The sequence below is a fragment of the Halorussus rarus genome (assembly GCF_003369835.1).
Classification (GTDB): Archaea; Halobacteriota; Halobacteria; order Halobacteriales; family Haladaptataceae; genus Halorussus; species Halorussus rarus.
Genome location: NZ_QPMJ01000001.1, coordinates 86,587 through 112,370, shown reverse-complemented (window position 1 = coordinate 112,370; position 25,784 = coordinate 86,587). Strand labels below are relative to the sequence as shown.

The 25,784-nt window shown below is 70.8% G+C and carries 33 protein-coding genes; 17 read left to right on the top strand and 16 right to left on the bottom strand.

Translation table 11 applies throughout. The annotated features are described in order from the left end of the window. Nucleotides 1–164 precede the first annotated feature (164 nt). The 7 genes from DVR07_RS00600 to DVR07_RS00570 all read left to right on the top strand — a co-directional run bounded on the left by DVR07_RS00600 (nt 165) and on the right by DVR07_RS00570 (nt 5,387). The gene (locus DVR07_RS00600; RefSeq protein WP_115794854.1) at nt 165–755 is read left to right on the top strand and encodes a 50S ribosomal protein L15e; all 591 of its coding nucleotides are present in this window, start codon (nt 165–167) and stop codon (nt 753–755) included. A gap of 184 nt (nt 756–939) precedes the next feature. After that, nucleotides 940–1,755, top strand: coding sequence for an SAMP-activating enzyme E1 (gene ubaA, locus DVR07_RS00595; RefSeq protein WP_115794853.1), 816 nt, complete (start codon nt 940–942; stop codon nt 1,753–1,755). A gap of 102 nt (nt 1,756–1,857) precedes the next feature. Beyond that, on the top strand, nt 1,858–2,427 hold the full coding sequence (locus DVR07_RS00590; protein WP_115794852.1) for a DoxX family protein: 570 nt from the start codon (nt 1,858–1,860) through the stop codon (nt 2,425–2,427). A gap of 445 nt (nt 2,428–2,872) precedes the next feature. Continuing rightward, entirely contained in the window at nt 2,873–3,079 is a 207-nt protein-coding gene (locus tag DVR07_RS00585; protein ID WP_115794851.1) for a hypothetical protein, read from the top strand. Nucleotides 3,080–3,223: 144 nt separating this feature from the next. Then, nucleotides 3,224–4,039 (top strand): NAD(P)/FAD-dependent oxidoreductase, encoded by an 816-nt coding sequence (locus tag DVR07_RS00580; protein ID WP_115794850.1) that lies wholly within the window; start codon nt 3,224–3,226, stop codon nt 4,037–4,039. Between the two features lie 77 nt (nt 4,040–4,116). Beyond that, nucleotides 4,117–4,533: a DUF6069 family protein gene (locus DVR07_RS00575; RefSeq protein ID WP_193569991.1), complete on the top strand. Its 417-nt coding sequence runs from the start codon at nt 4,117–4,119 to the stop codon at nt 4,531–4,533. Next, nucleotides 4,530–5,387 (top strand): SDR family oxidoreductase, encoded by an 858-nt coding sequence (locus DVR07_RS00570; protein WP_115794849.1) that lies wholly within the window; start codon nt 4,530–4,532, stop codon nt 5,385–5,387. The genes DVR07_RS00575 and DVR07_RS00570 overlap by 4 nt, the downstream gene beginning before the upstream one ends. 43 nt (nt 5,388–5,430) lie before the next feature. On the opposite strand, the gene DVR07_RS00565 is transcribed toward DVR07_RS00570, so the two are convergent. Both DVR07_RS00565 and DVR07_RS00560 read right to left on the bottom strand, forming a co-directional pair. Then, the gene (locus DVR07_RS00565) at nt 5,431–6,066 is read right to left on the bottom strand and encodes a DsbA family oxidoreductase (RefSeq protein WP_115794848.1); all 636 of its coding nucleotides are present in this window, start codon (nt 6,064–6,066) and stop codon (nt 5,431–5,433) included. A 105-nt stretch (nt 6,067–6,171) separates the two neighbouring features. Then, nucleotides 6,172–6,525, bottom strand: a complete 354-nt coding sequence (locus DVR07_RS00560; protein WP_115794847.1) for a thioredoxin family protein — start codon at nt 6,523–6,525, stop codon at nt 6,172–6,174. 182 nt (nt 6,526–6,707) lie between these two features. Here DVR07_RS00560 and mutS point away from each other — a divergent pair, with 182 nt between their 5' ends. Continuing rightward, a complete protein-coding gene (gene mutS / locus DVR07_RS00555; RefSeq protein WP_115794846.1) occupies nt 6,708–9,437 on the top strand; it encodes a DNA mismatch repair protein MutS in 2,730 nt (909 codons plus the stop codon). Between the two features lie 9 nt (nt 9,438–9,446). Here mutS and DVR07_RS00550 read toward each other — a convergent pair whose 3' ends face one another. Then, the gene (locus tag DVR07_RS00550) at nt 9,447–10,427 is read right to left on the bottom strand and encodes a DMT family transporter (RefSeq protein WP_115794845.1); all 981 of its coding nucleotides are present in this window, start codon (nt 10,425–10,427) and stop codon (nt 9,447–9,449) included. 218 nt (nt 10,428–10,645) lie between these two features. On the opposite strand from DVR07_RS00550, the gene DVR07_RS00545 reads away from it, so the two are divergent. Continuing rightward, entirely contained in the window at nt 10,646–11,440 is a 795-nt protein-coding gene (locus DVR07_RS00545; RefSeq protein ID WP_115794844.1) for a helix-turn-helix transcriptional regulator, read from the top strand. Nucleotides 11,441–11,469: 29 nt separating this feature from the next. Here DVR07_RS00545 and nucS read toward each other — a convergent pair whose 3' ends face one another. From nucS to DVR07_RS00530, 3 genes are all read right to left on the bottom strand, one after another. Then, nucleotides 11,470–12,210 (bottom strand): endonuclease NucS, encoded by a 741-nt coding sequence (gene nucS, locus DVR07_RS00540; RefSeq protein ID WP_240318836.1) that lies wholly within the window; start codon nt 12,208–12,210, stop codon nt 11,470–11,472. Between the two features lie 112 nt (nt 12,211–12,322). Further along, nucleotides 12,323–12,940 (bottom strand): DUF6735 family protein, encoded by a 618-nt coding sequence (locus DVR07_RS00535; RefSeq protein WP_115794843.1) that lies wholly within the window; start codon nt 12,938–12,940, stop codon nt 12,323–12,325. Between the two features lie 84 nt (nt 12,941–13,024). Then, nucleotides 13,025–13,399, bottom strand: a complete 375-nt coding sequence (locus DVR07_RS00530; RefSeq protein WP_115794842.1) for a winged helix-turn-helix transcriptional regulator — start codon at nt 13,397–13,399, stop codon at nt 13,025–13,027. A gap of 197 nt (nt 13,400–13,596) precedes the next feature. On the opposite strand from DVR07_RS00530, the gene DVR07_RS00525 reads away from it, so the two are divergent. The 4 genes from DVR07_RS00525 to DVR07_RS00510 all read left to right on the top strand — a co-directional run bounded on the left by DVR07_RS00525 (nt 13,597) and on the right by DVR07_RS00510 (nt 15,963). After that, complete coding sequence (locus tag DVR07_RS00525; RefSeq protein ID WP_115794841.1) at nt 13,597–14,619, top strand: AIR synthase family protein; 1,023 nt, start codon at nt 13,597–13,599, stop codon at nt 14,617–14,619. Between the two features lie 94 nt (nt 14,620–14,713). Beyond that, nucleotides 14,714–15,121, top strand: a complete 408-nt coding sequence (locus DVR07_RS00520) for a hypothetical protein (protein WP_115794840.1) — start codon at nt 14,714–14,716, stop codon at nt 15,119–15,121. A 73-nt stretch (nt 15,122–15,194) separates the two neighbouring features. Then, nucleotides 15,195–15,557: a DUF5518 domain-containing protein gene (locus DVR07_RS00515; protein WP_115794839.1), complete on the top strand. Its 363-nt coding sequence runs from the start codon at nt 15,195–15,197 to the stop codon at nt 15,555–15,557. A gap of 82 nt (nt 15,558–15,639) precedes the next feature. Then, complete coding sequence (locus DVR07_RS00510) at nt 15,640–15,963, top strand: ASCH domain-containing protein (RefSeq protein ID WP_115794838.1); 324 nt, start codon at nt 15,640–15,642, stop codon at nt 15,961–15,963. A 322-nt stretch (nt 15,964–16,285) separates the two neighbouring features. Here DVR07_RS00510 and hisE read toward each other — a convergent pair whose 3' ends face one another. The 6 genes from hisE to DVR07_RS00480 all read right to left on the bottom strand — a co-directional run bounded on the left by hisE (nt 16,286) and on the right by DVR07_RS00480 (nt 19,819). Further along, nucleotides 16,286–16,639, bottom strand: a complete 354-nt coding sequence (hisE, locus tag DVR07_RS00505) for a phosphoribosyl-ATP diphosphatase (protein ID WP_115794837.1) — start codon at nt 16,637–16,639, stop codon at nt 16,286–16,288. Then, the gene (locus tag DVR07_RS00500) at nt 16,636–17,088 is read right to left on the bottom strand and encodes a bifunctional nuclease family protein (protein ID WP_115794836.1); all 453 of its coding nucleotides are present in this window, start codon (nt 17,086–17,088) and stop codon (nt 16,636–16,638) included. The genes hisE and DVR07_RS00500 overlap by 4 nt, the downstream gene beginning before the upstream one ends. 36 nt (nt 17,089–17,124) lie before the next feature. After that, nucleotides 17,125–17,763 carry a pyridoxal 5'-phosphate synthase glutaminase subunit PdxT gene (gene pdxT / locus DVR07_RS00495; RefSeq protein ID WP_115794835.1) on the bottom strand — a complete coding sequence of 213 codons (639 nt, stop codon included), beginning with the start codon at nt 17,761–17,763 and terminating at the stop codon, nt 17,125–17,127. 76 nt (nt 17,764–17,839) lie between these two features. Next, nucleotides 17,840–18,943: a phosphotransferase family protein gene (locus DVR07_RS00490; protein ID WP_162829389.1), complete on the bottom strand. Its 1,104-nt coding sequence runs from the start codon at nt 18,941–18,943 to the stop codon at nt 17,840–17,842. Between the two features lie 37 nt (nt 18,944–18,980). Then, nucleotides 18,981–19,574 (bottom strand): hypothetical protein, encoded by a 594-nt coding sequence (locus tag DVR07_RS00485; RefSeq protein ID WP_115794833.1) that lies wholly within the window; start codon nt 19,572–19,574, stop codon nt 18,981–18,983. A gap of 80 nt (nt 19,575–19,654) precedes the next feature. After that, entirely contained in the window at nt 19,655–19,819 is a 165-nt protein-coding gene (locus DVR07_RS00480) for a preprotein translocase subunit Sec61beta (protein ID WP_115794832.1), read from the bottom strand. 189 nt (nt 19,820–20,008) lie between these two features. Between DVR07_RS00480 and trxA the strand changes: the two genes are divergently transcribed. Further along, nucleotides 20,009–20,278: a thioredoxin gene (gene trxA, locus DVR07_RS00475; RefSeq protein WP_115794831.1), complete on the top strand. Its 270-nt coding sequence runs from the start codon at nt 20,009–20,011 to the stop codon at nt 20,276–20,278. A 215-nt stretch (nt 20,279–20,493) separates the two neighbouring features. Continuing rightward, a complete protein-coding gene (locus DVR07_RS00470; RefSeq protein WP_115794830.1) occupies nt 20,494–21,060 on the top strand; it encodes a hypothetical protein in 567 nt (188 codons plus the stop codon). Between the two features lie 42 nt (nt 21,061–21,102). Here the strand turns inward: DVR07_RS00470 and DVR07_RS00465 are convergent, their stop codons facing one another. From DVR07_RS00465 to DVR07_RS00455, 3 genes are all read right to left on the bottom strand, one after another. Continuing rightward, a complete protein-coding gene (locus DVR07_RS00465; RefSeq protein WP_115794829.1) occupies nt 21,103–22,635 on the bottom strand; it encodes a carboxypeptidase M32 in 1,533 nt (510 codons plus the stop codon). A gap of 112 nt (nt 22,636–22,747) precedes the next feature. Beyond that, nucleotides 22,748–23,842, bottom strand: coding sequence for a M20 family metallopeptidase (locus DVR07_RS00460; protein ID WP_115794828.1), 1,095 nt, complete (start codon nt 23,840–23,842; stop codon nt 22,748–22,750). Between the two features lie 58 nt (nt 23,843–23,900). After that, a complete protein-coding gene (locus DVR07_RS00455) occupies nt 23,901–24,557 on the bottom strand; it encodes a helix-turn-helix domain-containing protein (RefSeq protein WP_115794827.1) in 657 nt (218 codons plus the stop codon). 128 nt (nt 24,558–24,685) lie between these two features. On the opposite strand from DVR07_RS00455, the gene sdhC reads away from it, so the two are divergent. Further along, nucleotides 24,686–25,078: a succinate dehydrogenase, cytochrome b556 subunit gene (gene sdhC, locus DVR07_RS00450; protein ID WP_115796256.1), complete on the top strand. Its 393-nt coding sequence runs from the start codon at nt 24,686–24,688 to the stop codon at nt 25,076–25,078. Between the two features lies 1 nt (nt 25,079). Further along, nucleotides 25,080–25,445, top strand: a complete 366-nt coding sequence (locus tag DVR07_RS00445; RefSeq protein WP_115794826.1) for a succinate dehydrogenase — start codon at nt 25,080–25,082, stop codon at nt 25,443–25,445. A gap of 49 nt (nt 25,446–25,494) precedes the next feature. On the opposite strand, the gene DVR07_RS00440 is transcribed toward DVR07_RS00445, so the two are convergent. Then, entirely contained in the window at nt 25,495–25,758 is a 264-nt protein-coding gene (locus DVR07_RS00440; protein WP_115794825.1) for a DUF7553 family protein, read from the bottom strand. Nucleotides 25,759–25,784: the final 26 nt, after the last annotated feature.

Below are 25,784 nucleotides of genomic sequence, written 5' to 3'. Positions count from 1 at the left end.
GAAGTTCTTAAACCCCGACGACGAGAAATCCCGGTAACTCGCTGGCAGACGGGCACCAGCGGGCACCTGTGGGCCGGGCGCGGGCGGTTCGCTCGCGGTCGGCCGCGGGACGGGATGTGGTCCGCTCCTGCGGACTGAACCACCCAACGCCCGTGGTGATAACCATGGCAAGGAGCTTCTACTCCCACATCAAGGACGCGTGGAAGGACCCGGACGACGGCGACCTCGCCGAACTCCAGTGGCAGCGCAAGCAGGATTGGCGCGAGCAGGGCGCCATCGAGCGCGTCGAGCGCCCGACCCGCCTCGACAAGGCCCGCGAGCTGGGCTACAAGGCCAAGCAGGGCGTCGTCGTGGCGCGCGTCAGCGTCCGCAAGGGCTCGGCCCGCAAGGAGCGGTTCACGGCCGGGCGACGCTCGAAGCGCCAGGGGGTCAACCGCGTCTACCGACGCAAGAACCTCCAGCGGATCGCCGAGGAGCGCTCCTCGCGGAAGTTCCGTAACCTGCGCGTGCTCAACTCCTACTGGGTCGGCGAGGACGGCAGCCAGAAGTGGTTCGAGACGATCCTGCTCGACCCCGAGCACCCGGCCATCCAGAACGACGACGACCTGAACTGGATCTGCGACGATTCGCACAAGGGACGGGCGTTCCGCGGGCTGACCAGCGCCGGCCAGAGCAACCGGGGCCTCCAGCAGCGCGGCAAGGGCACCGAGCACACCCGCCCGAGCAACAACAGCGGCAAGGGCCGCGGCAAGTAGTCGGCTGCACTTCTCACCCGAATCGAACTCGTCTTTCTATCCGAGCGTCACCGCGATAGCCGACAGGCCGACCAGCGCGACGTGAAATGTCCGGGTCGAAGCACCGACGAAACCGGCCGAGTGACCGAGTCGCGTCCCGCGGAGCGACCACGGATTTATACACGCAAGCGCCCTACTCCCGGCCATGAGTCTCTCGCTCGACCCGACCCAGCTCGACCGCTACTCGCGGCACATCATCATGGACGAGGTGGGCCCGGAGGGCCAGCAGTCGCTGCTCGACGCCGCGGTGCTGGTCGTGGGCGCGGGCGGCCTGGGCGCGCCGGTCATCCAGTACCTCGCGGCGGCCGGCGTGGGGACGCTGGGCGTCGCCGACGACGACGAGGTAGAGCTGAGCAACCTCCAGCGCCAGATAATCCACGGCAACGACGACGTGGGGCGGCCGAAGGTCGAGTCGGCGGCCGACTTTGTGGCCGACCTCAACCCCGACGTGACGGTCCGAACCCACCAGGTCCGGGTCGATCCCGACAACGTCGAGGACCTGATCGCCGACTACGACTTCGTGGTCGACGCGACCGACAACTTCCGGACGCGCTACCTCGTCAACGACGCCTGCACGCTCTCGGGGACGCCGTTCTCCCACGGCGCCATCTACAAGTTCGAAGGGCAGGTCACGACGTTCACCACGGAGGGGCCGTGCTACCGGTGTCTGTTCCCCGAGGCGCCGCCCGAGGGGATGGTCGCCGACTGCGCGAGCACGGGCGTCCTCGGGGTGCTTCCCGGCACGGTCGGCTGCATCCAGGCCACCGAGACGGTCAAGCACCTGCTCGGCGCGGGCGAGGTGCTCGACGGCCGGATGGTGTTCTACGACGCGATGGACATGAGCTTCGAGGAGGTCGAGTTCCGGCAGAATCCGGACTGCCCGGTCTGCGGCGACGACCCCATCGACTCGGTCGCGCAGGTCGAGTACGCCGAGGAGTCCTGCCCGGTGAACGCCGACTGACCGAACGTATTCGCCGTCGGGCTTACGTTTCTCCGAATCTGGGAATCACTCTCCGTTTATATCCCCTACCGGAGCGTCTGTTCAACTGTAAGGTGAACGACGATGGCTACTAACGAAATCAACACCGGAGCGAACGAGTTCGAGAGCACGATCGGCGGCGTCACGGTCCACGGCAAGGCCCACAGCCTGAGCGCGTGGTTCGTGCTGGCCCTGCGGCTCATGATGGGCTACGCGTTCCTCTACTCGGGCTGGGACAAGATCACGGCGGCCGAGCCGTTCAGCGCGACCGGCTATCTCATGAACGCGGTCCCGGCGGCCAGCCCGCTGGTGGACCTGTTCCACTGGATGGGCAGCACGGCGTGGTTCGCCGACTTCCTCAGCGTCGCCGTCCCGTGGGGCGAGCTCCTCATCGGGCTCGCGCTGCTGGTGGGCGCGTTCACCCGCCTGGCGGCGTTCTTCGGCGCGTTCATGATGCTGATGTTCTACTTCAGCAACTGGGACGTCGCCCACGGCCTCATCAACGGGGACTTCGCGTACATGCTGGTGTTCCTCGCGGTCGCGGCGTTCGGCGCGGGCCGCATCCTCGGGCTGGACGCCATCATCGAGCAGTACGACCTCGGCGGCCGGGCCCTGGTCGAGAAGTACCCCCGGCTGCGCTACGTCCTCGGCTGACCGCCGTTTTTTCTCGCGTCGCGAGCGTCTGAACGGCCGTGCTGTAGTTACTGCTCTTCCGTCTAAATCCGCGGATAAATTTATATTTGCTATATCAAACGCTGAGGGCGACGTCACTCAGAGCGCTGGCGTGCGTTCGCAAAGAGCCGTCTCTGCCGACGTCGCGTGCTACGGACTAGCTTGCCACTTGCTACCAGGTGTTGAAAAGTTATAATGTCGACACGTCAGTACAGTACGAGTCCATGGTGCTGAACGAACGCCCCTGACAGACGGCCCGGTCACCGGAGTACACGCCGTGTACGCCCGTGGCGGGGCTCCCGACACAGACGTCCGGCCCGCAGACCGACGACGCACACCCCCGCCAATGTACGATAGCTCCAGTCCGCACGCATCGACCCGCCCAGCCCGCACAGGACCCGCACCGCACCCGACGGACGGCCTCGCCGTGCTCGCCGGCTTCGCCGCGCTGTTCCCGCTGACGCTGCTCGTGCTCGCGCATCCCGCCGTCGCGGCGGCGACCGCGACCGGCGTCGGCGTCGGCCTGCTCGCGCGCCCGCTGGTCCGCAGGCTGACGCGCCGCCCCGTCAGACCCCGCCCGAGTCGGACCGAGCGGCCGACCGACGGGGTCGGCCCCGCCGCGACGGGAGAGTAACCGCCGGATAGCCGGCCACCAGCGACCTATTTTTCGGCGTTCTCGCCGCATCACGCTCGATAGCCTCGCAGCGCCGACTCCGCGGTGGCCCGCCGCGGAGCGAATCGCCTATTGGCGCTCCCGCCCGAGGGCGAGGCGAGAACCATGTCCGAAGACCAGCACTACGACGTGATAATCGTGGGCGGCGGCGTCGCCGGGCGCTCGGCCGCTATCTACACCGCGCGGCACGGCCTCGTCACCGGGGTCCTCGACGCCGGCGGGTCCATCCTCCGGCGGAACGCCCGGCTGGAGAACTACCCAGGCTTCCCGGCGGGCGTCGACGCCCGCCTGCTGCTGGACTCGATGCGCGACCAGGTCGAGCAGGCGGGCGGGGAGTTCCGCGAGGCGGAGGTGGCGGCGGTCCGGCGGGCGGCGGACGCCGAATCGTTCGACGCGGACGCCGGCGGCCCAGTGGCCGACGCCGCGGACAGCGACGAGTCCGTCGACGGTCGGTTCGACGTCGAGACGACGGACGGCGACCGCTACCGGACGGACTACGTGGTCGCCGCGACGAAGAACGCGACCGACTACCTCGACCCGCTCGACCCCGTCGAACTGGTCGACCGCGGGAAGGCGTTCGTCGAGACCGACGAGCGGGGGCGGACCGGCGTCGAGGGACTGTACGCCGCGGGCCGGCTCGCCGGCAAGCCCCACCAGGCGGTCGTCGCGGCGGGCCACGGCGCCGAGGTCGCGGTGACGCTGCTGGAGGACGACGACCGACCGTTCTACCACGATTGGGTCGCTCCCGAGGGGTACTTCACCGGCCGGGGCCGGGAGGTCCCGCCGGGCTGCGAGGAGATCGGCGACGAGGAGCGCCGGCGCCGCGAGGACGAGTCGCTCGACGCGATGCGCGAGTACTTCGCCGACCCGCACCCTGACGGCCCGGAGAACCACCCCAGCGTGGCGGCCGACGACGAGTAAGTCGGTCCGTCGGGACGCGCGACCGGTCGCTCGGTGGTCCTTATTTGGCTACGGGATCTGTAGTACTGACCGAGACCATGGCAACCTCCATCGACTCCCAGACGCGGCCCGGCCGCTCGCTCGCCCGGCGCGGCCTGCTCGCCGTCGCCCCCTCGATACTGCTGAACGCGATCATCCTCGCGGCCGCCCGGGCCGCCGGCGTCGCGCCGGGCTTCCGGGCGCTCACGTGGCCCCCGGTGATGTTCCTTACTGTGGTCGGCGCCGGCGGCGCGGTCGGCGTCTACTGGCTGCTCGCCCGCCGGTCCGACAGCCCGGACCGAACGTTCACCGTCGTCGCCGCCGTCGTCCTCGTGCTCTCGTTCGTCCCCGACTTGCTGCTGCTCTCCGCGGACGAGAGCGCGACCGCGTTCGGCGTCGCGGTGCTGATGGTCATGCACGTCGCGGTCGCCGCGGCCTGCGTCGGCGCGCTCGCTCGCGGGGGCGGGTCGGCGTGACCGACACCGTGCTGGTGACCGGCGCGACCGGCACCGTCGGTTCGGCGGTCGCGGACCAGCTCGCCGAAGCCGACGCCGAGGTCCACCTCCGGGTCGGCGTCCGCGACCCCTCGCAGGCGACAGCGGGCGGCGACGAGGCCTCTGCCGTCGAGTTCGACTTCGAGCGCCCCGAGACGTGGGGCGCGACCCTCGCGGACGTCGACCGGCTGTTCCTCGTCCGCCCGCCGAACGTCGGGGTCGACCGGCTCCGGGAGTTCGCGGACGCCGCGGTTCGGGTGGACGTCGGGCACGTCGTCTACCTCTCGGTGCTCGGCGCGGAGAAGAACCCCTTGCTCCCGCACTACCGGATGGAGCGCCACCTGGAAGCCGCCGACGCGGCGCACACCTTCCTCCGGGCCGCCTACTTCATGCAGAACCTGAGCGAGATCCACCGCCCGGACGTCGCGGAACGGGGCGAGATCTACGTCCCCGCGGGCGACGGCGAGACCGGGTTCGTGGACGCCCGCGACGTCGCCGCCGTCGGCGTCGCGGCCCTCATCGAATCCGGCCACGAGAACCGGGCGTACGACGTGACCGGCCCCGAGGCGCTCGACTACCACGAGGTGGCCGCGGTGTTCTCCGAAGTGCTCGGCCGGCGAATCACGTATCCCGAGCCGACGATTCCGGCGTTCGTCCGCCGGATGCGCTCGCGAGACGTGCCGTATCCGATGATCGCCGTGATGGTCGCGCTCTACTCGGTCACGCGTCTCGGCCTCTCCGGGCGGGTCAGCGCCGACGTCGAGCGAGTGCTCGGCCGGGAGTCGCGGAGCCTCGGGACGTTCGTCGAGGACTACGCAGACGCCTTCGGGCGGTGAGCGCGGTGGTCGGGCGAACCCCCGTCGGCGGTTCGACGGGGGTCTACGCGCCGTCGACCAGCCGCTCGAACTGCTCGGGCGGGATCGCCCCGCGGGCGGCGTGGCCCTCGTAGACGAACGTCGGGATGCCAGAGACGCCGGCCTGCTGGGCCCGCTCGAACTTCTCGCGGAGTTCGGCTTCGAGCGTCTCGTCTCCGGTCGCGTCCCGAATCTCCTCGCCGTCGAGCCCCGCGCTCTCGGCGACGTCGGCCAGCACGTCCGGGTCGCCGATGTCGCGACCGTCCTGCCAGAGCGCCTCGAAGAGCGCCTCGTGGAAGTCGAGGAACGTCTCCTCGCCCTCGGTCTGGCGGACGTACAGGGCGGCCTGCTGGGCGTTCCACGAGTCGACGTCGGTCGAGAAGTCGAGGTCCATCTCGACGTCGTAGCGCGCCTTGAGGCGCTCGACGTTCTCCCGGACCTGCGCGAAGTAGTCGTCGTCCTTGCCGTCGTCGACGTCCTCCCGGATCTCGCCGTCGGGGCCGCGCTTGTACCCCCGGAGGTCGTAGAACCGCCAGTCGACCGCGGGCGGGTCGTCGGTCTCCTCGCGGTACCGCTCCATCGCGGCCTTGCCGAGGTAGCAGAACGGGCAGACGTAGTCGGAGTAGACGGTCAGCGCGTCGTCAGCGGATGCTTCGCTCATGGACGCAGTTAGGTCTCCGGACTCAAAAACGGCGTCCCGACGGCCGGGTTTTCCGCTACCGGTGGCGCCGGCGGAGAGTGAGCGCGCCGACGGCGGCCGAGAGTGCTATTCGCGCCCGCCGCGGGACTCGACGAACGCGACGACCGCCTCGGTCCCCTGGAACCCCTCGGCCATTCTCCCGACCAGCTCCCCGTCCTCGAACAGCAGCAGGGTCGGGACGCTCCGGACGTCGTACTCGTCGACGAGCGAGAGGTCCTCGCGGGGGTTGAGCATCGCCACGGCCGCGTCGGTCGCCCGGGCGACGTTGCCCACCACGGGCTCGATGGCCTGGCAGAGCGAGCAGCCCTCGGTGTAGAGGTCGACCAGCGCCAGGTCGTTCTCGGCCACGAAGGCGTCGAAGTCGTCGCCGCCGTCGAGGCGGACCGGCTTCTCGGGGGTGATGGCGTCGGTGTCGGTCACGACCGGGGGTAGGTGACCGCGACGGTTAGCCCTTCGGTCGGCGTCCGGGACTACCGGAAAAGCCGGGCGGAAATTCGACGGGGACGAACGCAGTAATCGCGGGCCGACGAGGGGCCGACAGCGGGCGGGCGACCGTCGGCCATCGATTCCTATTTCGGGCTCCGGCCCCACTACTCTCACCCATGGACGCGGCGCTGGGGCCACCCGAGAAGATGGCCGAGAACGAAGCGGACCTGACGCCGATGATGAGTCAGTACTTCGAGCTCTGCGGCGAGTACGACGACTCGCTGGTGCTGTTCCAGGTGGGGGACTTCTACGAGACCTTCTGCGAGGCCGCCGAGCGCACCGCCCGCCTGCTGGAGATCGCGCTGACCCAGCGCGAGGACTCGACCGGCACCTACCCGATGGCGGGCATCCCCATCGACAGCGCCGAGTCGTACATCGAGACGCTGCTGGACGCGGGCTACCGGGTCGCGGTCGCCGACCAGGTCCAGGACCCCGAGGAGACGACCGGGGTGGTCGACCGGGCGGTCACCCGCATCGTCACCCCCGGCACGCTGACCGAGGACGAACTCCTCGACACCGACGACAACAACTTCGTGGCGTGCCTCACCGAGGACCCCGACCGCTACGGCCTCGCGCTGCTCGACGTCTCGACCGGCGACTTCTACGCGACCAGCGCCCGACGGGCTGACGCGGTCGCCGACGAGGTGAGCCGGTTCGCCCCCGCCGAGGCCGTCCTGGAACCCGACGCGGAGGATTCCGCGGGCGTCTTCGACGCGGACTGCATGGTCACGCCCTACGACCCCGAGGCGTTCGACGCCGAGGCCGCCGCCGAGCGAGTCGAGGAGTACTTCGGGTCGCCGGAGACCCTGCTGGCCCACGACGCGGAGGTCCGGGCCTGCGGCGCCCTGCTGGCCTACGCCGAGTACACCCGCGGCGGGGTCGAAGGCGCCGAGGGGAGCGAGACCGACGGGGACGGTGCGGAGTCCGAGGGAGACGCTACCGGAACCCCCAGCCTCGACTACCTCAATCACCTGACGCGCTACGAGCCCCGCGAGTACATGCTGCTCGACCGGGTGGCGCTGTCGAGCCTCGAGCTGTTCGAGCGCCGGGCGGTTCACGGCGACGCCGACGTGACCCTGCTGGGCGTGCTCGACGAGACGTCGTGCGCGCTCGGCAGCCGGAAGCTGAAGGACTGGCTCCGGCGGCCCCTGCTCGACGAGGACCGCATCGAGGCCCGGCTCGACGCGGTCGAAGCGTGGACACGCGACGTCCAGTCCCGGGAGGCGGCCCGCGAACTGCTGCGGGACGTGTACGACATCGAACGGCTCATCGCCCGCATCTCGCGGGGCCGGGCCAACGCCCGCGACCTGCGGTCGCTCAAGGCCACCCTCGACGTGGTGCCCGAGCTCAAGGCCGAACTGGCCGACTTCGACGCCGACCTGCTGGTCGAGCTGCGCGAGCGCCTCGACGAACTCGACGACGTCCGTGACCTGATCGAGCGCGCCGTCAGAGAGGACCCCGCCCGCGAAATCACCGAGGGTGACGTCATCAAGCGGGGCTACGACGACGAACTCGACGAGCTCCGTGCGACCGAGCGCGAGGGCAAGGCGTGGATCGACGACCTCGAACAGCGGGAGCGCGAGCGGACCGGTATCGACTCGCTCAAGGTCGGGCACAACTCGGTCCACGGCTACTACATCGAGGTCACCAACCCGAACCTCGAGAAGGTGCCCGACGACTACAACCGGCGCCAGACGCTGAAGAACTCCGAGCGGTTCTACACGCCCGAGCTCAAGCAGCGCGAGGACGAGATACTGCGGGCCGAGAGCCGGGCCGACGACCTCGAACACGAGCTGTTCCGGGAGGTGCGGTCGACCGTGGCGGCCGAGTCCGAGCGCGTCCAGGCGGTCGCCGACGCGCTGGCCCGGCTCGACGTGCTGGCCGCGCTGGCGGAGGCGGCGGCCACCCGCGACTACGCCCGACCCGAAATCGGCGGCGACGGCATCCACGTCGAGCGCGGCCGTCACCCCGTCGTCGAGCGCACCCAGCAGTCGTTCGTCCCGAACGACGCCCACCTCGATTCGGACGATTCGTTCGCGGTCATCACCGGCCCGAACATGTCGGGCAAGTCGACGTACATGCGCCAGGTCGCGCTGATAACCGTGCTCGCCCAGACCGGGAGCTTCGTCCCGGCCGCCGACGCCCGGATCGACCCGGTCGACCGGGTGTTCACCCGGGTCGGCGCGAGCGACGACATCGCCGGCGGGCGCTCGACCTTCATGGTCGAGATGACCGAGCTCGCCGCCATACTGGAGAGCGCGACCGAGGACTCGCTGGTCCTCTTGGACGAGGTGGGCCGGGGCACCAGCACGACCGACGGCCTCGCCATCGCCCGTGCCGTGACCGAACACGTCCACGACGAGGTCGGCGCGCGCACGCTGTTCGCCACCCACCACCACGAGCTCACCGAGACGGCCGACGAACTCCCGGGCGCGTTCAACCTCCACTTCTCGGCGGACCAGACCGACGAGGAGGTCGTCTTCGACCACGACGTCCGGCGCGGGGCGGCCACCGCCTCCTACGGCGTCCAGGTCGCCCGCGAGGCCGGCGTTCCCGACGACGTGGTCGACCGGGCGCGGGAACTGCTGGCCGACGATGAAACGGCGGACGTGGCGGCTGCGAAGGGCGGTGAGGCTGCCGGGGGCGAAACCGGCGAAAGCGCGACCGAAGCCGGCGCGAGCGAATCCGATAGGACCGAAGTCGATGCGGCGGCCGAACCGCCGAGAGCCATCGCGGACGGCCCCGAGGACGAACTCGCTGCGAGGCTCCGCGAGGTCGACGTGGCGACGATGACGCCGCTGGAGGCGATGAACGAACTGGCAGAACTGAAGCGCGAAGTGGAATAATCCGGACGTTCAGTCCGATTCGCAGCCGTACTGCTCGTCGGTCGGTCGCCCACCGTCGGTCAGCGCGCGGTCGGCGACCGGCGACCGGAGGAGACCCCCGACGTCCATCGACTCGCTGCCGAGCACCGCGAAGCCGGCGAAGATGGTGAGGAAGCCGAGGACGGCGAGCGTCGAGACTGCCTCGCCGAGCAGCGCCCACCCGCCGAGGGTCGCGACGACCGGCACGACGTAGAAGGCGAGGTTGGCCCGGATCGCGCCGACCTCGTCGAGGAGGCCGAAGTAGGCGATGTACGCCAGCGCGCCGGCGAACAGGCCGACGTAACCGAGCGCGGCCAGCGCCTCGGGCGTCCACGAGACGGCCGCGACCGACTCGCCGGCCGACAGGCTCAGCAGGTGACAGAGCAGCGCGGCGAACGGCAGCGCCCACGCGGTCCTGACCGTGCTCGACAGGTCGGCGTCGGCCCGCCGGATGAGGACGCTCCCGAGAGCGCCGCTCGTCGCGCCCGCGAGCAGGATCGCCTTGCCGACCGCGCCGCCCCCGAGCAGGTTCGCGGGGTCGGGGCTGGCGACCAGTCCGACGCCGACGAGCCCGAGCAGCATGCCGACCCCGCCGCGGGCCGAGAGGCGCTCGTCCGAGAGCAGTCCGGCCGCGAACACCGGCGTCAGGATCGGGTTGAGGCTGAAGACGATGGAGGCGACGGCGCTGGTGGCGTACTGCTGGCCGACGAACAGCAGGGCGTTGGCCAGCCCGATGACCAGAATCCCGGTCGCGAGGATGCCGGCGACGTCGCTCCGCGTCCGCGGGAGCAGGTCGTCCCGCGGCGTCGTGAGCGCCACGTACCCCAGCAGCGCCGCCGCGGCGACGTCGAATCGCAGCGCGACGAACAGCAGGGGCGGGAAGTAGGCGAGGCCGGCCTTCGCGGCCACGAACGTCCCGCCGAACAGGACGCTGGCGGCCGCGAAGAACGCGAGGGTGCGCTTCTCGATCACTTGCTACGCCACCTCCGTGCGAGCCGTGTGCGCCGGGGGAGAGAGCGCCGACGCGTCGAGAGAACGAATCATACTCGTCCGTAAGGGCGCCGGGGTTATAGTTTCGTTCAGAAATTATTTCACGGCAAGAAATGGCTGCGGACCGGCGAGCGCTTTCGCGACGTGCAACGGTTTCACGGTACGAAAACGGTTTACCGGCGGGAGCACGAGTACGAGGCATGGAGTCCGCGCTGGAGGAGATCGAGTTCCTCGCGCTCTCGGCCAACCGCGTCGAGGTCCTGCGACTGCTGGCCGACGACCGCCGGACGCGCAGCGAGCTCGCGGCGGCCACCGGCGCGTCGCAGGCGACCCTCGGTCGCATCCTCGGCGACTTCGAGGACCGGTCGTGGATACGCCGCGAGGGCGGCGAGTACGCGGCGACCGCGACCGGCCGGCTCGTCGCAGAGGGGTTCACCGACCTGCTCGACATCCTCGAAACGGAGGGCGAGCTCCGCGGCATCGTGCGGTACCTGCCGACCCACGCCATGGACTTCGACCTCCGACGGCTCGCGGACGCGACCATCACGGTCCCGAACCAGACGCGGCCGAACGCGCCCGTTCAGCGGGTGCTCGACCTGCTGGGCGACGCCGACGAGATCCGCATCTTCTCCCACGCGTTCAACGGGCAGAGCCTCGCGCGGGTCCGCGAGCGAGTGACCGCCGGCGAGGGGCGGTTCCGGGGCGTCTTCTCGAAGAGCGCCATTGGCGCGCTCGCCGACGACTCGGGGCTGCGCGGGCAGCTGACGTCGCTGCTCGACGCCGACGGCGCGGAGCTACGCGTCCGCGAGGAGGGGATTCCGCTGGCGGTGACGGTCGCCGACGACGCGGTCCACCTGCTGCTGCGCGACGAGAACGGCGTCCTGCAGGCGTCGGTGGACACCGACGACCGGGCCGTGCGCTCGTGGGCGCAGGACACGTTCGACCACTACTGGCGGACCGCGACGCCGCTCGATACGGACGATCTCTCGGACTGAGCCTGGGCTTGCCGGACAGGGTCGTCCCGTCACTCCGGCGGCCCGAGCGAGACGAACTCCAGGCCCTTCTCGGCCAGCAGTCCCCTGGCGCGCTCGGTCACCGAGGGCGCGACCAGGAACCCACGGATCTCGGCGTCGGCGTGGAGGTCGCGGTCCAGCGCCTCGACGTACCGCGAGAGCTGGCCCACCGCGTCCGGGCCGACGCGCTTGCGCTTGAGTTCGACCACGACGGTCGCGCCGTCGTCGTCCTCGCCGTAGATGTCGACCGCGCCGGCGGGCGTCTCGCGCTCGATGGCGAGCGGCCGGAACCCCGGCTCGACGAGGTCGGGCGCGTCGAGGATGCGCCGGCGGAGGTCCTCCTCGGTGCCCTGGAGCGTCAGGTCCTGGCGGTCGGTCACGTCGAACGTCGAGAGCTGCTCGACCCGCTCGAACGTGACGACCAGCTCCTCATCGGGCGAAGTGCGGCGGCTCACGATACGGAGGTCACCGTCGGCGAGCCTCGCCTCGTGGGTCGAGCCCGGCGGCTGCCAGTTGACCGGTTTCTGGCCCTCGTCGGTGTGGACCAGCGCGGTGCCGTCGGGCTTGAGCACGACCAGCCGGTCGCCGGGGCCGAGCGTGCTGGCGGCCCGGCCCTCGTAGTCGACCGTGCACCGGCCGAAGACGGTCACCATCCCCCCGCGGTCGACCGCCGCGGCCACGCGGTCGCGCGCGGCGGCGGGGTCCGGCCGGCTGAGGGTGGCGCTCGCGGAGTCGCCGTCTGCTATCGTCACTGCCTGCGGGTAGGCGACGGACGCACTAAAGCGGCCCGTGTCCGTCGGTCGAGGTGTCGGAAACCGGGAGTCGGCCTCGTGCCGCGACCGGGTTATCCCGGCAGCGCCCGACTCACTCGGCCACGAACACCTCCCGCTCGCCGGCCCACGCGCGGACGCGGGCGGCGAGGTAGTCGGCCGCCTCCTCGGGCGAGAGCGCGCCCCGGTCGACCATCTCGCCCGCGACGCCCTTGGTGCCGCGGAACCACCCCCGGAGGAAGTCGGCGTCGTTCCAGACCTCGACCAGCGCGCCGTGGCCGACGGTCTCGCTGCGGTCGACCGCCTCGCTGTCGGCGTCGAGGCCGAACCAGAGGACGTGGTACGGCGTCGTCTCGTAGTCGGCGTCGACCACGTAGAACGCCTCGTGATGGAGGAAGTCGACGTAGTTGGCGGCGGCGTCGGCCAGCGTGACGCCGGTCATCACCGGGTCGGGGTCGACGGCGAACGCGGTGTCGGCGGCGAACGGCGACGCGGCCGAGATGTGGTCGGCGAGCGCGAAATCGGCCGCGCCCCAGTGCGAGCGGTGGAGGTCGTACGTCGCGTCGGCGGCGGGAGCAGTTGTTTCGTCGGCGACGGTCGATTCGTCGCAACCGTCGTTCTCGTCAGTTCCGTCGGTCTCGATAGCTTCGCCGGTCTCGTCGGTTCCGTCGGTCTCGTCCCGCCGATAGGCGAGGAGCGCGCGGTGTCCCATCGGCGGGTCTCGTCCCGGTTTCGGATTTAAACGTTCGCGCGTCCGGGACGGCGACCTCGCGCCGGCAGCCCGCCGACCCCTACCTCAGGCGAGGGCCTCGTCCTGCTCCTCGGCGGCGTCGAGGTGCTCGCGGCCCCAGTCGCGCATCTCGAAGATGAGCCGTTCGAGCGACTCGCCCTTCTCGGTCAGCGAGTAGTTGACCCGGACCGGCTTGTCGCTGACGACCTCGCGGTCGACCAGTCGCTTCTCCTCGAGGTCCTCGAGGCTGTCCGAGAGCACCTTGCTGGAGATGCCTCCGACGTCGGACTTGAGCTCGTTGAACCCCATCGGGCCGCCCTGGAGCAGCCGGTGGACGATGACGGGGTGCCACTTCTTGCCGATGAGCGCCGCGGTCGCGGTGATGGGACACCAGTCCTTGCCGGCGCACCACACCGGGAGTCGGTCGGTCTCGTCGGTCATGGACGGGGCTACTGCCGCGGCGCGTAAAAAGTTACCTCGACCCATCTAGTTACCGGAAGTAACTCACTGCGGAGACGCCGCGCCGGTCGGTCGACGTCCGCGTCCCGCGAGCGCGTCTCGTCTCGACGTGAGCGCGCGTCGGTCGCGCGCCCGGGAGAATCACCACCGATTTGTCCGCGACGCCCCAACTGTCGCCGATGACCGACCTCGGCAAGGTGGACCGCGAGTTCTTCGACGAGCGCATCTACCCGCACCTCGGCGCGGACCGCGGCGACGTCAGCCTCGGCCCCCAGCACGGCGTCGACTTCGGCGTCGTGGAGATCGGGGGCAGGGCGGTCGTGCTCGCGAGCGACCCGCTGTCGCTGACCCCGGCGCTCGGCTTCGAGAAGGCGGCGTGGTTCGCGGTCCACGTCGCGCTCTCGGACGCCGCGGTGTCCGGTATCCCGCCGTCGCACCTCGCGGTCACCTTCACCCTCCCGCCGGCGATGACCGACGAGGAGTTCGGCACCGTCTGGGAGACGTTCGACCGCGAGGCCCGCGACCTGGGCGTCAGCATCGTCACGGGCCACACCGCCCGGTACGGCGGCTGCCAGTACCCGTGGGTCGGCGGCGCGACCACCCTCGCGGTCGGCGACCCCGACGACCTGGTGAGACCGGACGGCGCCGAACCGGGCGACCGCCTGCTGGTGACCAAGGGGCCCGCAATCGAGGTCGCTGGCTTCCTCGTGACGGTGTTCGAGGACGCGGTCGACCTACCCGAGGAGACGATCGCCGCGGCCAAGGAGCGGTTCTGGGACATGAGCCCGGTCCGGGACGCGCTGACCGCCGCGGCCGCGGGGCCGGTGACCGCGATGCACGACGCGACCGAGGGCGGCCTCCGGGGCGCGCTGGTCGAACTCGCGCGTGCCGGCGGCGTCCGCCTCGACGTCGACTCCGAGGCGGTGCCGGTCCTCCCCGGGGTCGCCGAGGCGTGCGACCACTTCGGCATCGACCCGTGGGCCGCGACCAGCGAGGGGACGCTGGTGCTGACGGTCGAGGCGGGCGGCGCGGAAGCAGTGCTGGCCGCGCTCGAGGACGAGGGCATCCCGGCCGCCGACGTCGGCGAGGTCCGGGAAGGCGAGGGCGTCTACGTCGACGGCGAGCGGACGACCCACCCGGAGGTCGACCCCACGTGGGCGGTGTTCGAGGAGTACGCCGAGAAGACGGGGCTGGGCGAGTAGCGGGGCGGTTCGGACGGGAGGCCAGGAGCGGTGGGCGACGGCGGAGAGGTCCACAAGGTGTCGTTTTATCAACCGGAGTCGCGTAGAGACGACTATGCGACGCTTCTGGTTCGCCGTCCTTGGCGTCATCTTCGGAATCGCCGGTGTCGCCTTTCTCGCGGCGTTCGGCGCGCCGGCGACCGACCCGGCGGCCCTCGTGACGTTCGCGCTCTGGTTCGCCGCCTCGGCGCTGTACGTGCTGGGCGGCCTGGAGGTCGCCGTCGCCGACCTGAAATGGGACCAGCTCGTCGGCGTGGGCAACGTCTGTCTGGGCCTCCAGCAGACGGTCCGACTCGGGGTCTGGTTCGCGGGCGGGTCCGGGGAGACGGAGACGCTCGCGGTCACGGTCGCCAGCGGGGTAGGTGGGCTGGCGCTGGCGTACATCGGCCTCGACTGGGTCCGCGGCGGTCGCCACTTCGACCTGTCGGGGTTCGGCGAGGACCCGCCGACCGACCCAGAGTAGGCGACCTCCTGACGCTACTGCTCGCTCGACCGCAGCCACGCTTAACCGCACGCAGAGCGTACCGAAGGATGAAATGACCAACTGGTACGCAGTCGCCGTGGGGTTCGTCGTCATGACCGTGGCCGGGCTCGTCGGCCTGGCGGTTCCGGGCTTCGGCCAGCTGACCGCGGGGCTCGTCGGCGGGTTCGTCGCGGGCTACATGGCCGCGGGCGGCGTCGGGAGCGGCGCGTGGCACGGCCTGCTCGCGGGGTCGCTGGGCGGCATCCTCACGGCGCTGATATTCGGACTGGTGGTCAGCGCGGTCGGCGCGATGGGGCTCGGCCCGCTCGGTCCGCTGCTCGGGGGCGGCCTCTTCGTCGCCCTCGTCGTCCTCGCGCTGGTGATGGGCGTCGAGAGCGCGCTCGCCGGGGCGGTGGGTGCGCTGCTCGCGGAGTGAAGACTAGACGAGACTCCTCCGTTTCCGAACGCCGGACCCCACCGACCGAACCATTTTCCGGGTTCGGTCCGAATCCACCCGCATGGCGACAATCGACGCCGACACCCTGCTCCCGAACGAGCGGATGCGCGAAGGCGCGCGAGACGGCGACATCACACAGATCCACCGCGGCCGGCAGTACGCCGACGAGGGCGACCGCTTCGAGGTCGACGGCCAGTCGTTCGAGGTCGTCGAGGTCCGCGAGCGCACCCTCGGCGACCTGACCGACGAGGACGCCCGGAAGGAGGGGATGCGGGACCTGGAGCAGTACCGCGAGATACTGAACCGGGCTCACGACGACTTCGAGTGGGACGACGACAGCGACGTGGTGCTCCACCGATTCGAGAAGGCGGCCCGAGGATCGTAACGGGTCTCGTTCTGTCGGGTTTTCCGGTGTTGAGTGATACTGGTAGTGGCACGGATGACGAAGACGGTCGGCTGAAGGCTATGACGGAGACGGTCGGCGGGAAGCTAGCTACTGCCGTCACCAATGAGTTTCCGCACAGCAACCGCGACCGCCGGCCACACACCTCCCCAACCGACTGCGGTCCTCATCCCTCACGCGGCTGGCGCGACACGAGGTCGCGCCGTGGGAGCGAAGCTCCCACGAGCCTGCGGTCGCTTTCGCTCCCGCAGGCGCCAGCGCGCGCCGACCGCAAGTGAGGATCAGTTTCCGAGAAAGGGGCAATTCACCGACGCTCGCGCAGTTCCGCCCGGAGGTCCGCGACGTCCATGTCCTTCATCGACAGCAGCACGAGCAGGTGGTAGACGATGTCGGCGCTCTCGTGGGCGATCTCCTCGCGGTCGTCGTCCTTCGCCGCGAGCACGAGCTCGGTGGTCTCCTCGCCGAGCTTCTCCAGCACCGCGTTCTCGCCCTTCTCGTGGGTGAACAGCGACGCGGTGTACGACTCGTCCGGCAGGGTCTCCTTGCGGTCCTCGACGACCGCGAACAGTTCGTCGAGCACGGCGTCGGTCGGGGCCGCGGCGGTCGCCTCGTCGGCGTCCGCTCGCGTCTCCTCCGAGTCGGTCGACCGCCCGGTCATGGGCTGAGGTCCGTGACCTCCTTGATGTCCTGGAGGTCCTCGAACTCGTCGGGGTCGCGCCGGCCCGACTCGAACACGTCGGTCTCGACCTCGACCGGGGCGTTGGTCCGGGCCGCCAGCGCCAGCGAGTCGCTCGGCCGGGCGTCGACCACGGTGTCGCCCCGCGGGGTGTCGACGTGGAGGTCCGCGATGTAGGTGTTGTCCTCCAGCGACGTGACCACGACGCGAGTGACCCGGCCGCCGAGCTCCTCGACGAGGTCGAGCGTCAAGTCGTGGGTCAGCGGGCGGCCGATGTCCTCGGCTTCCATCCCGCGGGCGATGCTGACGGCCTCCTTGAAGCCGATGAAGATGGGGAGTACGCCCTCCTCGTCGCGGGGCGCGAGCACGACGACCGGGACCGGCCCGTCGTCGGTCATCGCGACCCGCACCGCGTCGATGTCGGCGTCCATGTGCAACCAGACGGGGGCCAGAAAGAAAAGTCTGCCCTACTGGTCGGGGGCGGTCGCGTCCCCGGACTCGCCCGCCGGGTCCGCTCCGTCCGCCGCCTCGAAGAGCGCGAGGTCGTGGAGCCGGGCGTCGGGCGTCAGTTCCGGGTGGAACGAGGTGCCGACGACCGGCCCGTCCCGGACCGCGACCGGTCGGTCGTCCCACTCGGCCAGCACCTCGACGCCCTCGCCGACGTCGGCGATGACCGGCGCGCGGATGAACACCGCCGGGAAGGGGTCGTCGAGCCCGGACACGTCGAGGGGCGCCTCGAAGCTGTCCTTCTGGCGGCCGAAGGCGTTTCGCTCGACGGTCACGTCGGCCGCTCCGAGGTTCCGGACCCGGTCGTCGCCCGCGTCGGTCGCCGCCACGATGAGGCCCGCGCAGGTCGCCAGCACCGGCTTGCCCGCCTCGACGTGGGTGACGATCTCCTCGTCGATGCCCTCGTCGTGGAGCAGCCGCGAGATGGTGGTCGATTCCCCGCCGGGCACGAGCAGCGCGTCGCAGTCGGGGACCGTCCCGGCCGTCCGGACCTCGACGACCTCGGTCTCCCGGCCGTAGGCCTCGCCGGCCCGCCGGACGGCGTCGGCGTGCTCGCTCACGTCGCCCTGCACCGCGACGACGCCCGCTGTGAGAGTCATGGCCGCGGGTAGGGAGCGGACCGCAAAAAGTGGCGCGTCTCGCCGTCGGCGCGGGGACGATCGAACGTCCATCCAGTCACTCGACGCCGAACTCCCGCAGCGCGTCGCGGTGCTCCCGCGCCCGGGCGTCGACCGCCGACGCCGGACGGCCGGCCATCTCCTCGCCGAGATTGACCATCAGCCGGAGCCGCGCGCCGAACAGGCAGCACCGCCGATGGGTCTCGAAGCCCTCGCGGTCGAGGACCGAGGGGCTGCGCTCACGATAGCCGTCGTGGAGGCGCTCGCGGAGCTGCTCCTGGCGGTGCTCGCCGACGGAAGGCCAGTCGACCAGCAGCGCCTCGGTGACCGCGAGGTCCCAGGCGGCGGGCGCGGCGGTCGGGGTCGCCCAGTCGAGCACCGCTCGCGTCGCGCCGGTCTCGGGGTCGACGAGCAGGTTGGCGAGCCGGTAGTCGCCGTGCGTGACGACCGGGTCGAACGGCGCCAGTTCGCGGAGGTCGTCGGCCATCGCCTCGGCGCGGGCCGACACCGCCGGCCGGAGGTCCGAAAAGCGGGTGTCCGCGAGTCGGTCGGCGTTGTGCCCCAGCCACGCCTCGAAGTAGGTCGGCCAGTCGGGGAACCCCCGGGCCAGGTGGAGGTCGTCCGCGCCGGCGTCGAGGCCCAGCACGCCCCAGCCGTCGACCGCGAAGGGGTCGTCGCCGGTCGGAATCGCGTCGACATCGGCACGAGCCGCATCGCTGCCGACCGGGAACGCCTCGTGGAGCACCGCGAGATTGCGGCCCGCCTCGACGCACACCCGCTCGAAAGCGTCGGCCGAGAGCCCGTCCGGGTCGCAGGCGAGATTCGCGCCCGCTACGCGCTCCATCAGGAAGTACGGGTCCTCACCGAACTCCCCGGTGCCGACGACGGGCGGGACCGGGACGTCGGTGCGCTCGGCGACGGCGTCGAGCAGGCGCGGTTCGGCCCGGCACCCCGCGGCGAAGTGGTGGTCGCCGACCTTCAGGACGAGGTTCCGGCGCTCGCCGTCCGCGGCGACGACGAGCCGGTAGACCGCGTTCTTCCCCTCCTCGACCGGAACGGCGTCGCGGAGTTCGGCGTCCGGCAGGGCGGCGCGGACGGCCGCCCGGAGGTCGTCGACGCCGTGGGGAGCGCCGGGGACCGAGATGTAGTCGTTCCCTGACACGTTCGGCGCTACGGGGACGGTCCTGATATACTTTCTATCACTTCTCGCTCGTCCGGGAGCTGTACAGCGTCCCGAGGCTGAGCCCGTAGACGAGGTGGCCCGCGTGGAAGACGAGGCGCTCGTCGGCGTCGAGTTCCTCGTCGAGGAGTCGTCCCAGCATCACGCGCTCGCCGAAGATCGAGAGGCCGAGCGCGTAGAGGCTCCCCCACGCCAGGCCGAGCGCCTCCCGGGAGGCGGTCGCGCGAGAGGCGTCCTTCCGGGACTGGCGGGCCACCGCCGGCTCCACGGGACTGACGTCCGCCGACGCGCGCGACGAGTCGGCGGGGGTGAGCGCGCCGAAGACGGCGCCGCCGACGGCGCCGTACAGCAGGTGGAGCGCGACGGCGGCGACCGGGTGGTCGTCGGGGTCGCCGCCCGAGACGTACTTCGCCCAGAACTCCGCGGTCGGCGGCAGCGAGCGGGAGACCGGGAGCCGGTAGGCGGTCATCACGAGCGTCGCGACGAGGCCGGCCTTCGACCCCGTTGCGAGGCGGCCGGCGAGGCCGGCGGGCGGTCGGGCGGTCGATTCCGATTCGGTACCGGCGCCGCGGCGGGGCCGCCGGTCGGCGGTGCTGACGAACGGGAGGTCCATGGGGAGACGCCGGTACCGACGCGGATAGCGCTGGCGGCCGGCGGGGAAGCCGGGAATCGGACTCGGGAGTCCGAGGCCGGTTACAATCCGAGGATGTTCAGGACTTCGATGAAGACGCCGAAGAGGACGCCGAAGGCGACGATGGTCTTGGGGTCGATGCGGATAGCGTTGCGGTCCTCGGCGTCGAAGTATCGGACGAGCCCGGCGCTGGACATCAGCCCGCCGGAGTTCTGGCCACTGCTCATAGCCGATGGTCCGGTCGCCCCCTGCGTAAACCTTTCGGAGCGGACGCCGGCCGTGCGGCGGGAACGAAAGGGCGGCCGAGACGAGACTGCCGGGACTCGACCGCGCCGCTCGGCGGCGAGAACGCGGCAAGGACGCGCCGGTGGGAAAACCCTTATGCGCGCGGCGAAGATACTTCCGCGGGAACAGCAATGACTGTCACGCTGAAGGACTTCTACGCGGATTGGTGTGGCCCGTGCAAGACGCAGGACCCCATCCTCGAGGAGATGGAGGAGGACTGGGACGAGAGCGTCGAGTTCGAGAAGATAGACGTCGACGAGCATCAGGACGTCGCCAACGAGTACCAGGTCCGGTCGATCCCGACCATCGTCGTCGAGAACGACGACGGCGTCGTCGAGCGGTTCGTCGGCGTCACCCAGCGCGACGAGCTCGAGGACGCCCTCGAAGAGGCCGGCGCCTGAGCCGGCGGCGCGCGGTTCGCGCCGGGCGGCGTCCCGCGTGCGGAACCCGAACGGATTCGATTTTCGCAGGTCGCTGAACGCGTAGCGTCCGGTACCCTCGCAGGCGCGACCGGATCGGGGCCGACGCGCTGCCGGCGACGACCCGGAACTGTGGGTCGCGGACGGGACAGCGCGAGCACCAAACAGTTAAGATAGCAGTTCGCCAACAGTTACGCATGCCCTCCAGAAGACACGTCCTCGCGGCCGGCGGCCTCGCGCTGGCCGGTGGCGCCGGCTGTGCCCAGGTCAGAGACGCGGTCGCCGCCGCCGACGAGGATGGAACGACGACCGATGAGACGACGACCGGCGACGGCGCCGCGGCCGCGACCACCGCGAGCGACGGGGACGCCGGGTTCCGCATCGCGGTCACCGACGGCGACGGCGGCGAGGTCGAGCTCGTCACGGGCGCGGACGTGGCGACGGTCGGCGATGTCGAGCGGGCCCGAACCGCCGACGGCTATCGGCTGGCGATGACCCTCACCGACGATGGGACCGCGGCCTTCGCCGACGGGCTCGAACGGGTGGGCGCGCTCGACGACCCGGACTCCCACCGGATCCGGACGTACTTCGAGGGCGAACTGCTCTACGAGGCCAGACTCGGGCACGACCTCGCCGACGCCATGGCGACCGGCGACTGGGACGGGGAGTTCCTGTTCCACGTGACCGAGCGCCAGACGGCCGAGAAGGTGAGAGCGGCGCTGAAAACTGGCGGCGCGACCCGGACGACGATCGAGAGCGGGTGAGTCGACGAGACTGCGTGAGTCGTCCAGAGCGGGTGACAGTCGCTACTGGGAGTCGTCGAGGTCGTACAGCTCGCCGTACTTCGACTTCACGTAGTCGAGGAAGTAATCGGCGGTGTACTCCTCGCCGGTCGCCTCCCGGATGAGGTCGTCGGTGGTGTACCGGCTGCCGTGGCGGTGGACGTTCTCGGTCAGCCAGTCGTGGAGCGGCTCGAAGTCGCCCTCGGCGATCTTGCCGTCGAGGTCCTCGATGTCCTCCTCGGCGCTGGCGAACAGCTGGGCGGCGAGCACGCTGCCCAGCGAGTAGGTCGGGAAGTAGCCGAAGTCGCCGTGGCTCCAGTGGATGTCCTGGAGGCAGCCCTCGGCGTCGGAGTCGGGCCGGACGCCCAGGTACTCCTCGTACTTGTCGTTCCAGAGCTCGGGCACGTCCTCGACGTCGATGTCGCCCCGGACCAGGTCGCGCTCGATCTCGAACCGGACCACGATGTGCATGTGGTAGGTGAGCTCGTCGGCCTCGACCCGGATGAGGTTGTCCTCGTACACCTGGTTTGCGGCCTCGTAGACGTCCGCGACCGAGGCGTCGCCCACCTTGTCGGGGAAGCGGTCCTCGACCGCGGGCAGGAACCGCTGCCAGAACGCCTCCGACCGGCCGACGTGGTTCTCCCACAGCCGCGACTGGGACTCGTGGACGGTCATGTCGCGGGACTCGCCCAGCGGCGTGCCGTAGTCCTCGCGGGGTAGGCCGAGCGTGTAAGTCGCGTGGCCGAACTCGTGGACCGTCGACATGAGCGCGCTCAGGGGTTCTTCCTCGTCGAAGCGCGTGGTGACGCGGGCGTCGAACTGGTTGCCGGTCGAGAACGGGTGGGGCGCGGTGTCGAGCCGGCCGTGGTCCCAGTCGTACCCCAGCGTGTCGAGCACGTCGCGGGCTAGCTCCTCCTGGGTGTCGGTGTCGTACTCGCCCGAGAACGTGTCGACTGCGAGGTCGGCGTCCGAGTCCCGGACCGCCTCGACCAGCGGGACCAGCTCGTCGCGGAGCTGCTGGAGCACCTTCTCGGCGGTCTCGATGCCGAGGTACGGCTCGTAGTCCTCGAACAGCACCTCGTAGGGGTCGCGGTCGGGGTCGATGTGCTCGGCGTACTCGCGCTTGAGCTCGACCAGCTTCTCGAGGGTGGGCGCGAACGTCTCGAAGTCGTCCTCCTCCTTGGCCTCCTGCCAGACCGGCATCGCCTCGGAGGACACCTCCGAGATCTCCTCGACGAGGTCCTGGGGCACCTTCGCGGCCCGGTCGTGCCGGCGTCGGACCTCCCGGACGACCGCCTCGCGCTCGGCGTCGAGGTCCTGGCCCTCCAGCTCGTCGAGCATCTCGGCCATCTCGTCGGAGGTGAGCATCTCGTGACTCAGCGTCGAGAGCGCCGAGCGCTGCTTCGACCGGGCGGGCGTGCCGCCCTCGGGCATCATGACCTCCTGGTCCCACGCGAGCACGCCGCCGGCCTGCCCGATGTTCGAGAGCCGCTGCACCTTCTGGATGAACTCCGAGTACGTGTCGGACGCCTCCTCGGCGCCGGCTTCGCTTGCCATGGCTGCGGGGTTCGGCTGCGGCGATTATCAAAGCGCGGATTTCGAATCGAAACACGAGGTGGACGGCGACCGGTACAGGGCCGGCAGCCGAGTCGATTGACGGGAGACGACCTCAGAAGTTCTCGGCGGTCCCGCGGTAGATGTCGTAGCACCGCTCCAGCACGTCGACGCTCACGCTCTCGGTCTCGGTGTGGGCCTCGCCGGGTTCGGCCGCGCCGCAGACCACGCAGGTCGTCCCGGCCTCGGCGAGCCACCCGGCGTCGGTCGCGTGGGGCTTGGTGACGAGTTCGGGCGACTCCGACTGGGCCGCTCGCGCGGCGGCCAGCACCGTCTCGGCGAACGCCTCGTCGTCGCACCGCATCGGCGGAAGGTCCTGGTCGACGGTCCACTCGACGCCCTCGACCGCCTCGACGCGCTCCAGGTCGGCCCGCTCGCCCGGCACCGTCCGCTCGTCGACCGTGACGGTGCACTCCTCGGGGATCACGTTCCAGGCGCTCCCGCCGTCGATCTCGGTCGCGGCGAGGCTCCCCTCGACGCGCTCGCCGAACACCTCGGTCGACGGGAAGTCGAGGTCCCGCAGGACGTCGACCGCGTCGCAGGCCCGGTAGACCGCGTTCTCGCCGGCCTCGGGCTCGCTGGCGTGGGCGGCCGACCCGCGGGCGGTGACCGTGCTGCCCCGCCGGCCCTTGTGTGCGACAGCCACGTCGGTCGCGCCCGGCGCGGAGTAGCCGGTCGAGCCCTCGCCCACCACGGCGTAGTCGGGCGCGAACCCCCGGTCGATGGCCGCACGAGCGCCGACGCCGCCGTCCTCCTCGCCGACGAAGCTGGCGAAGACGAGTTCGGGCGCCGGGTCGGCGTCCGCAGAGAGGACAGCATCGCGGAAGGCCAGCATCGCGGCCGCGACCGCGCCCTTCATGTCGGCGGTGCCCCGGCCGCGGAGCCGACCGTCCCGCTCCGTGACGACGTACGAACCGTCCGCCTCGGTTTGGGAGTCGGCCGGGGGCACCACGTCGTGGTGGCCGACCAGCGCGAGCGAGTCCGCGTCTCCATCGCCGCGCCTGGCGATGACGTTGCCCGACTCGTCGCGGGTCACCGCGGCGTCGGTCTCCTCGCGGAGCCAGCGTTCGATGAAGTCGCCAGCCTCGGTCTCGTCCTCGTGGCTCGGAATCGAGACGAGGTCGCGGGTCAGGTCGACGACGTCGCTCATACCGGGGATGTGGAGCGCGAGCCGCTTCAACCCGGGGGTCGCGGAACCGCAGTCGGATTCACTCGTCGAGCAGTGCCGAAACGAGGGTCGCCTCGGCCTTCCGGAGGTGTTCGGCCGCGGTCGCGGTGGCGCAGTCCAGTTCCCGGGCGACGTCCTCGCCGGTCGCGTCGCGGGGCACGTCGTAATAGCCCAGTTCCAGCGCGGCCCTGACGGCCTCCCGCTGGCGGGGCGACAGTCGGCCGAGGACGCCGTCGTCCGCGACGCGCTCGCCGCCGACCGCCTCCACGTCGACGGCCACGCCCTCCGGGACCTCCTCGACCGCGGCCTGGATGTCGGCCTCGGTGCCGACCAGCGTGAAGGTGCTGCTCGCGTCGCCGTGGCACTCGACGGGCGGGACCGTCATCAGGCTCCCCCGGGTGAAGTTGTCGAACAGTTCCCGGCCGAGGGTCTCGCTCTCGGCCGCCAGGAAGCAGTAGCACGACCGGTCGGTGACCGGGAGGATCTCGGCCTCGGCGACGTTGTCGGCCGCCCGGAGGTCGGCCTCGTAGCGTCGGTAGTCCCCGCGGAGCCGGAGCAGGAACCCCACCGGCGGCGTCGAGACGTTCCAGTTGACCAGGTGGACCTGCGAGAGGTACGCCGCGCGCGTCGTGAGGAGTTCGTACACCGGCGGGAGGTAGGCGGCCGGCGGGTCGATAGTTATCCGCACGCGCTTCATGTCATCGGGTTCAGGGAACCGGCTGATAAGCGTTGCTCCGGTTTCCCGGGCGGGCGGCAGTGATAAACCCCGGCGAAATATCCGGCTCAAGCGGCTTGTCCCGGTCGGCCGAACTGTCGGACCGAACCATGAGCCGGAACTACGACCGCGGTCGGGTCGAGGACTTCGGGCGGTGGACCGAGTTCTCCGCGGGCATGTGGGCGTGGCTGCTCCACAAGTTCAGCGGGTGGATACTCGTCGGATACCTGTTCATCCACATCCCGGTGCTGAGCGCGGCGCTGCGCGGCGCCGACGCGTACACGGCGCGACTGCAGGGGCTCGAGAGCCTGCTCGTCGTCCGGGTGATGGAGGTCGGCCTCCTCGCGGTCGCGGTCTTCCACATCCTGAACGGCGTCCGGCTACTGTTCGTCGACCTGGGTGTCGGCCTCGACCAGCAGGACAGGAGCTTCTACGTCGCGCTGGTCGTCACCGGCCTGATCGTGCTGGCGAGCGTGCCGACGTTCCTGGCGGGGGCGTTCTGAGATGGCCGAGCGCCACTCCTCGTTCCGACGGGGGAGCGCGTCGTGGCTCCTCCAGCGAGTGACGGCGGCGTTCCTCGTCGCGGTCCTGGCGTTCCACTTCTTCCTGCTCCACTTCGTGAACCACCCCGCCGAGGTGACGCTGGCCGGGACGCGAGCCCGGATGCGGAACGTCGGCTACTTCGCCACGATGGCGCTGTTCCTGCTGGCCGCGACGTTCCACGGCGTCAACGGCGTCTACAACGCGCTGGTCGCCCAGGGGCTCTCGGGCACCCCGAAGAAGGTCGTGCTCGCGGTCCTCGCGGTGTCGGGGGTCGCGCTGGTCGTCCAGGGGCTCTACGTCGCGGTCGCCATGGCGGGCTGGGCGTGAAGCGGGCCGAACCGCATTCCGGCCCCGGTCGCCGAGCCTCGACCGCCGCCTACAGCTCCTCGCGCTCGAACTCCCGGACCTGCTCGCGCACCCCAGCGAGTTCGTCGGCGACCGCGGGCGAGGCGTCGTCGGCGAGCCGGTCGAGCTCCGCCCGGACCTCCCGGAGGCGGTCGGGCCGCGGGTCGTTCTCCGCCGACCGCATCCCCGACAGCGACTCCTCGATGGACTCGATGGTCAGGCGCACCTCGCGGTCGGCGTCGGCGTCGTCCCGGATGCGCTGTATCTCCTCGTGTATCGCTCGGAGGTCGGCCATGTCCGAGTCGACGAGTTCCGCGAGAA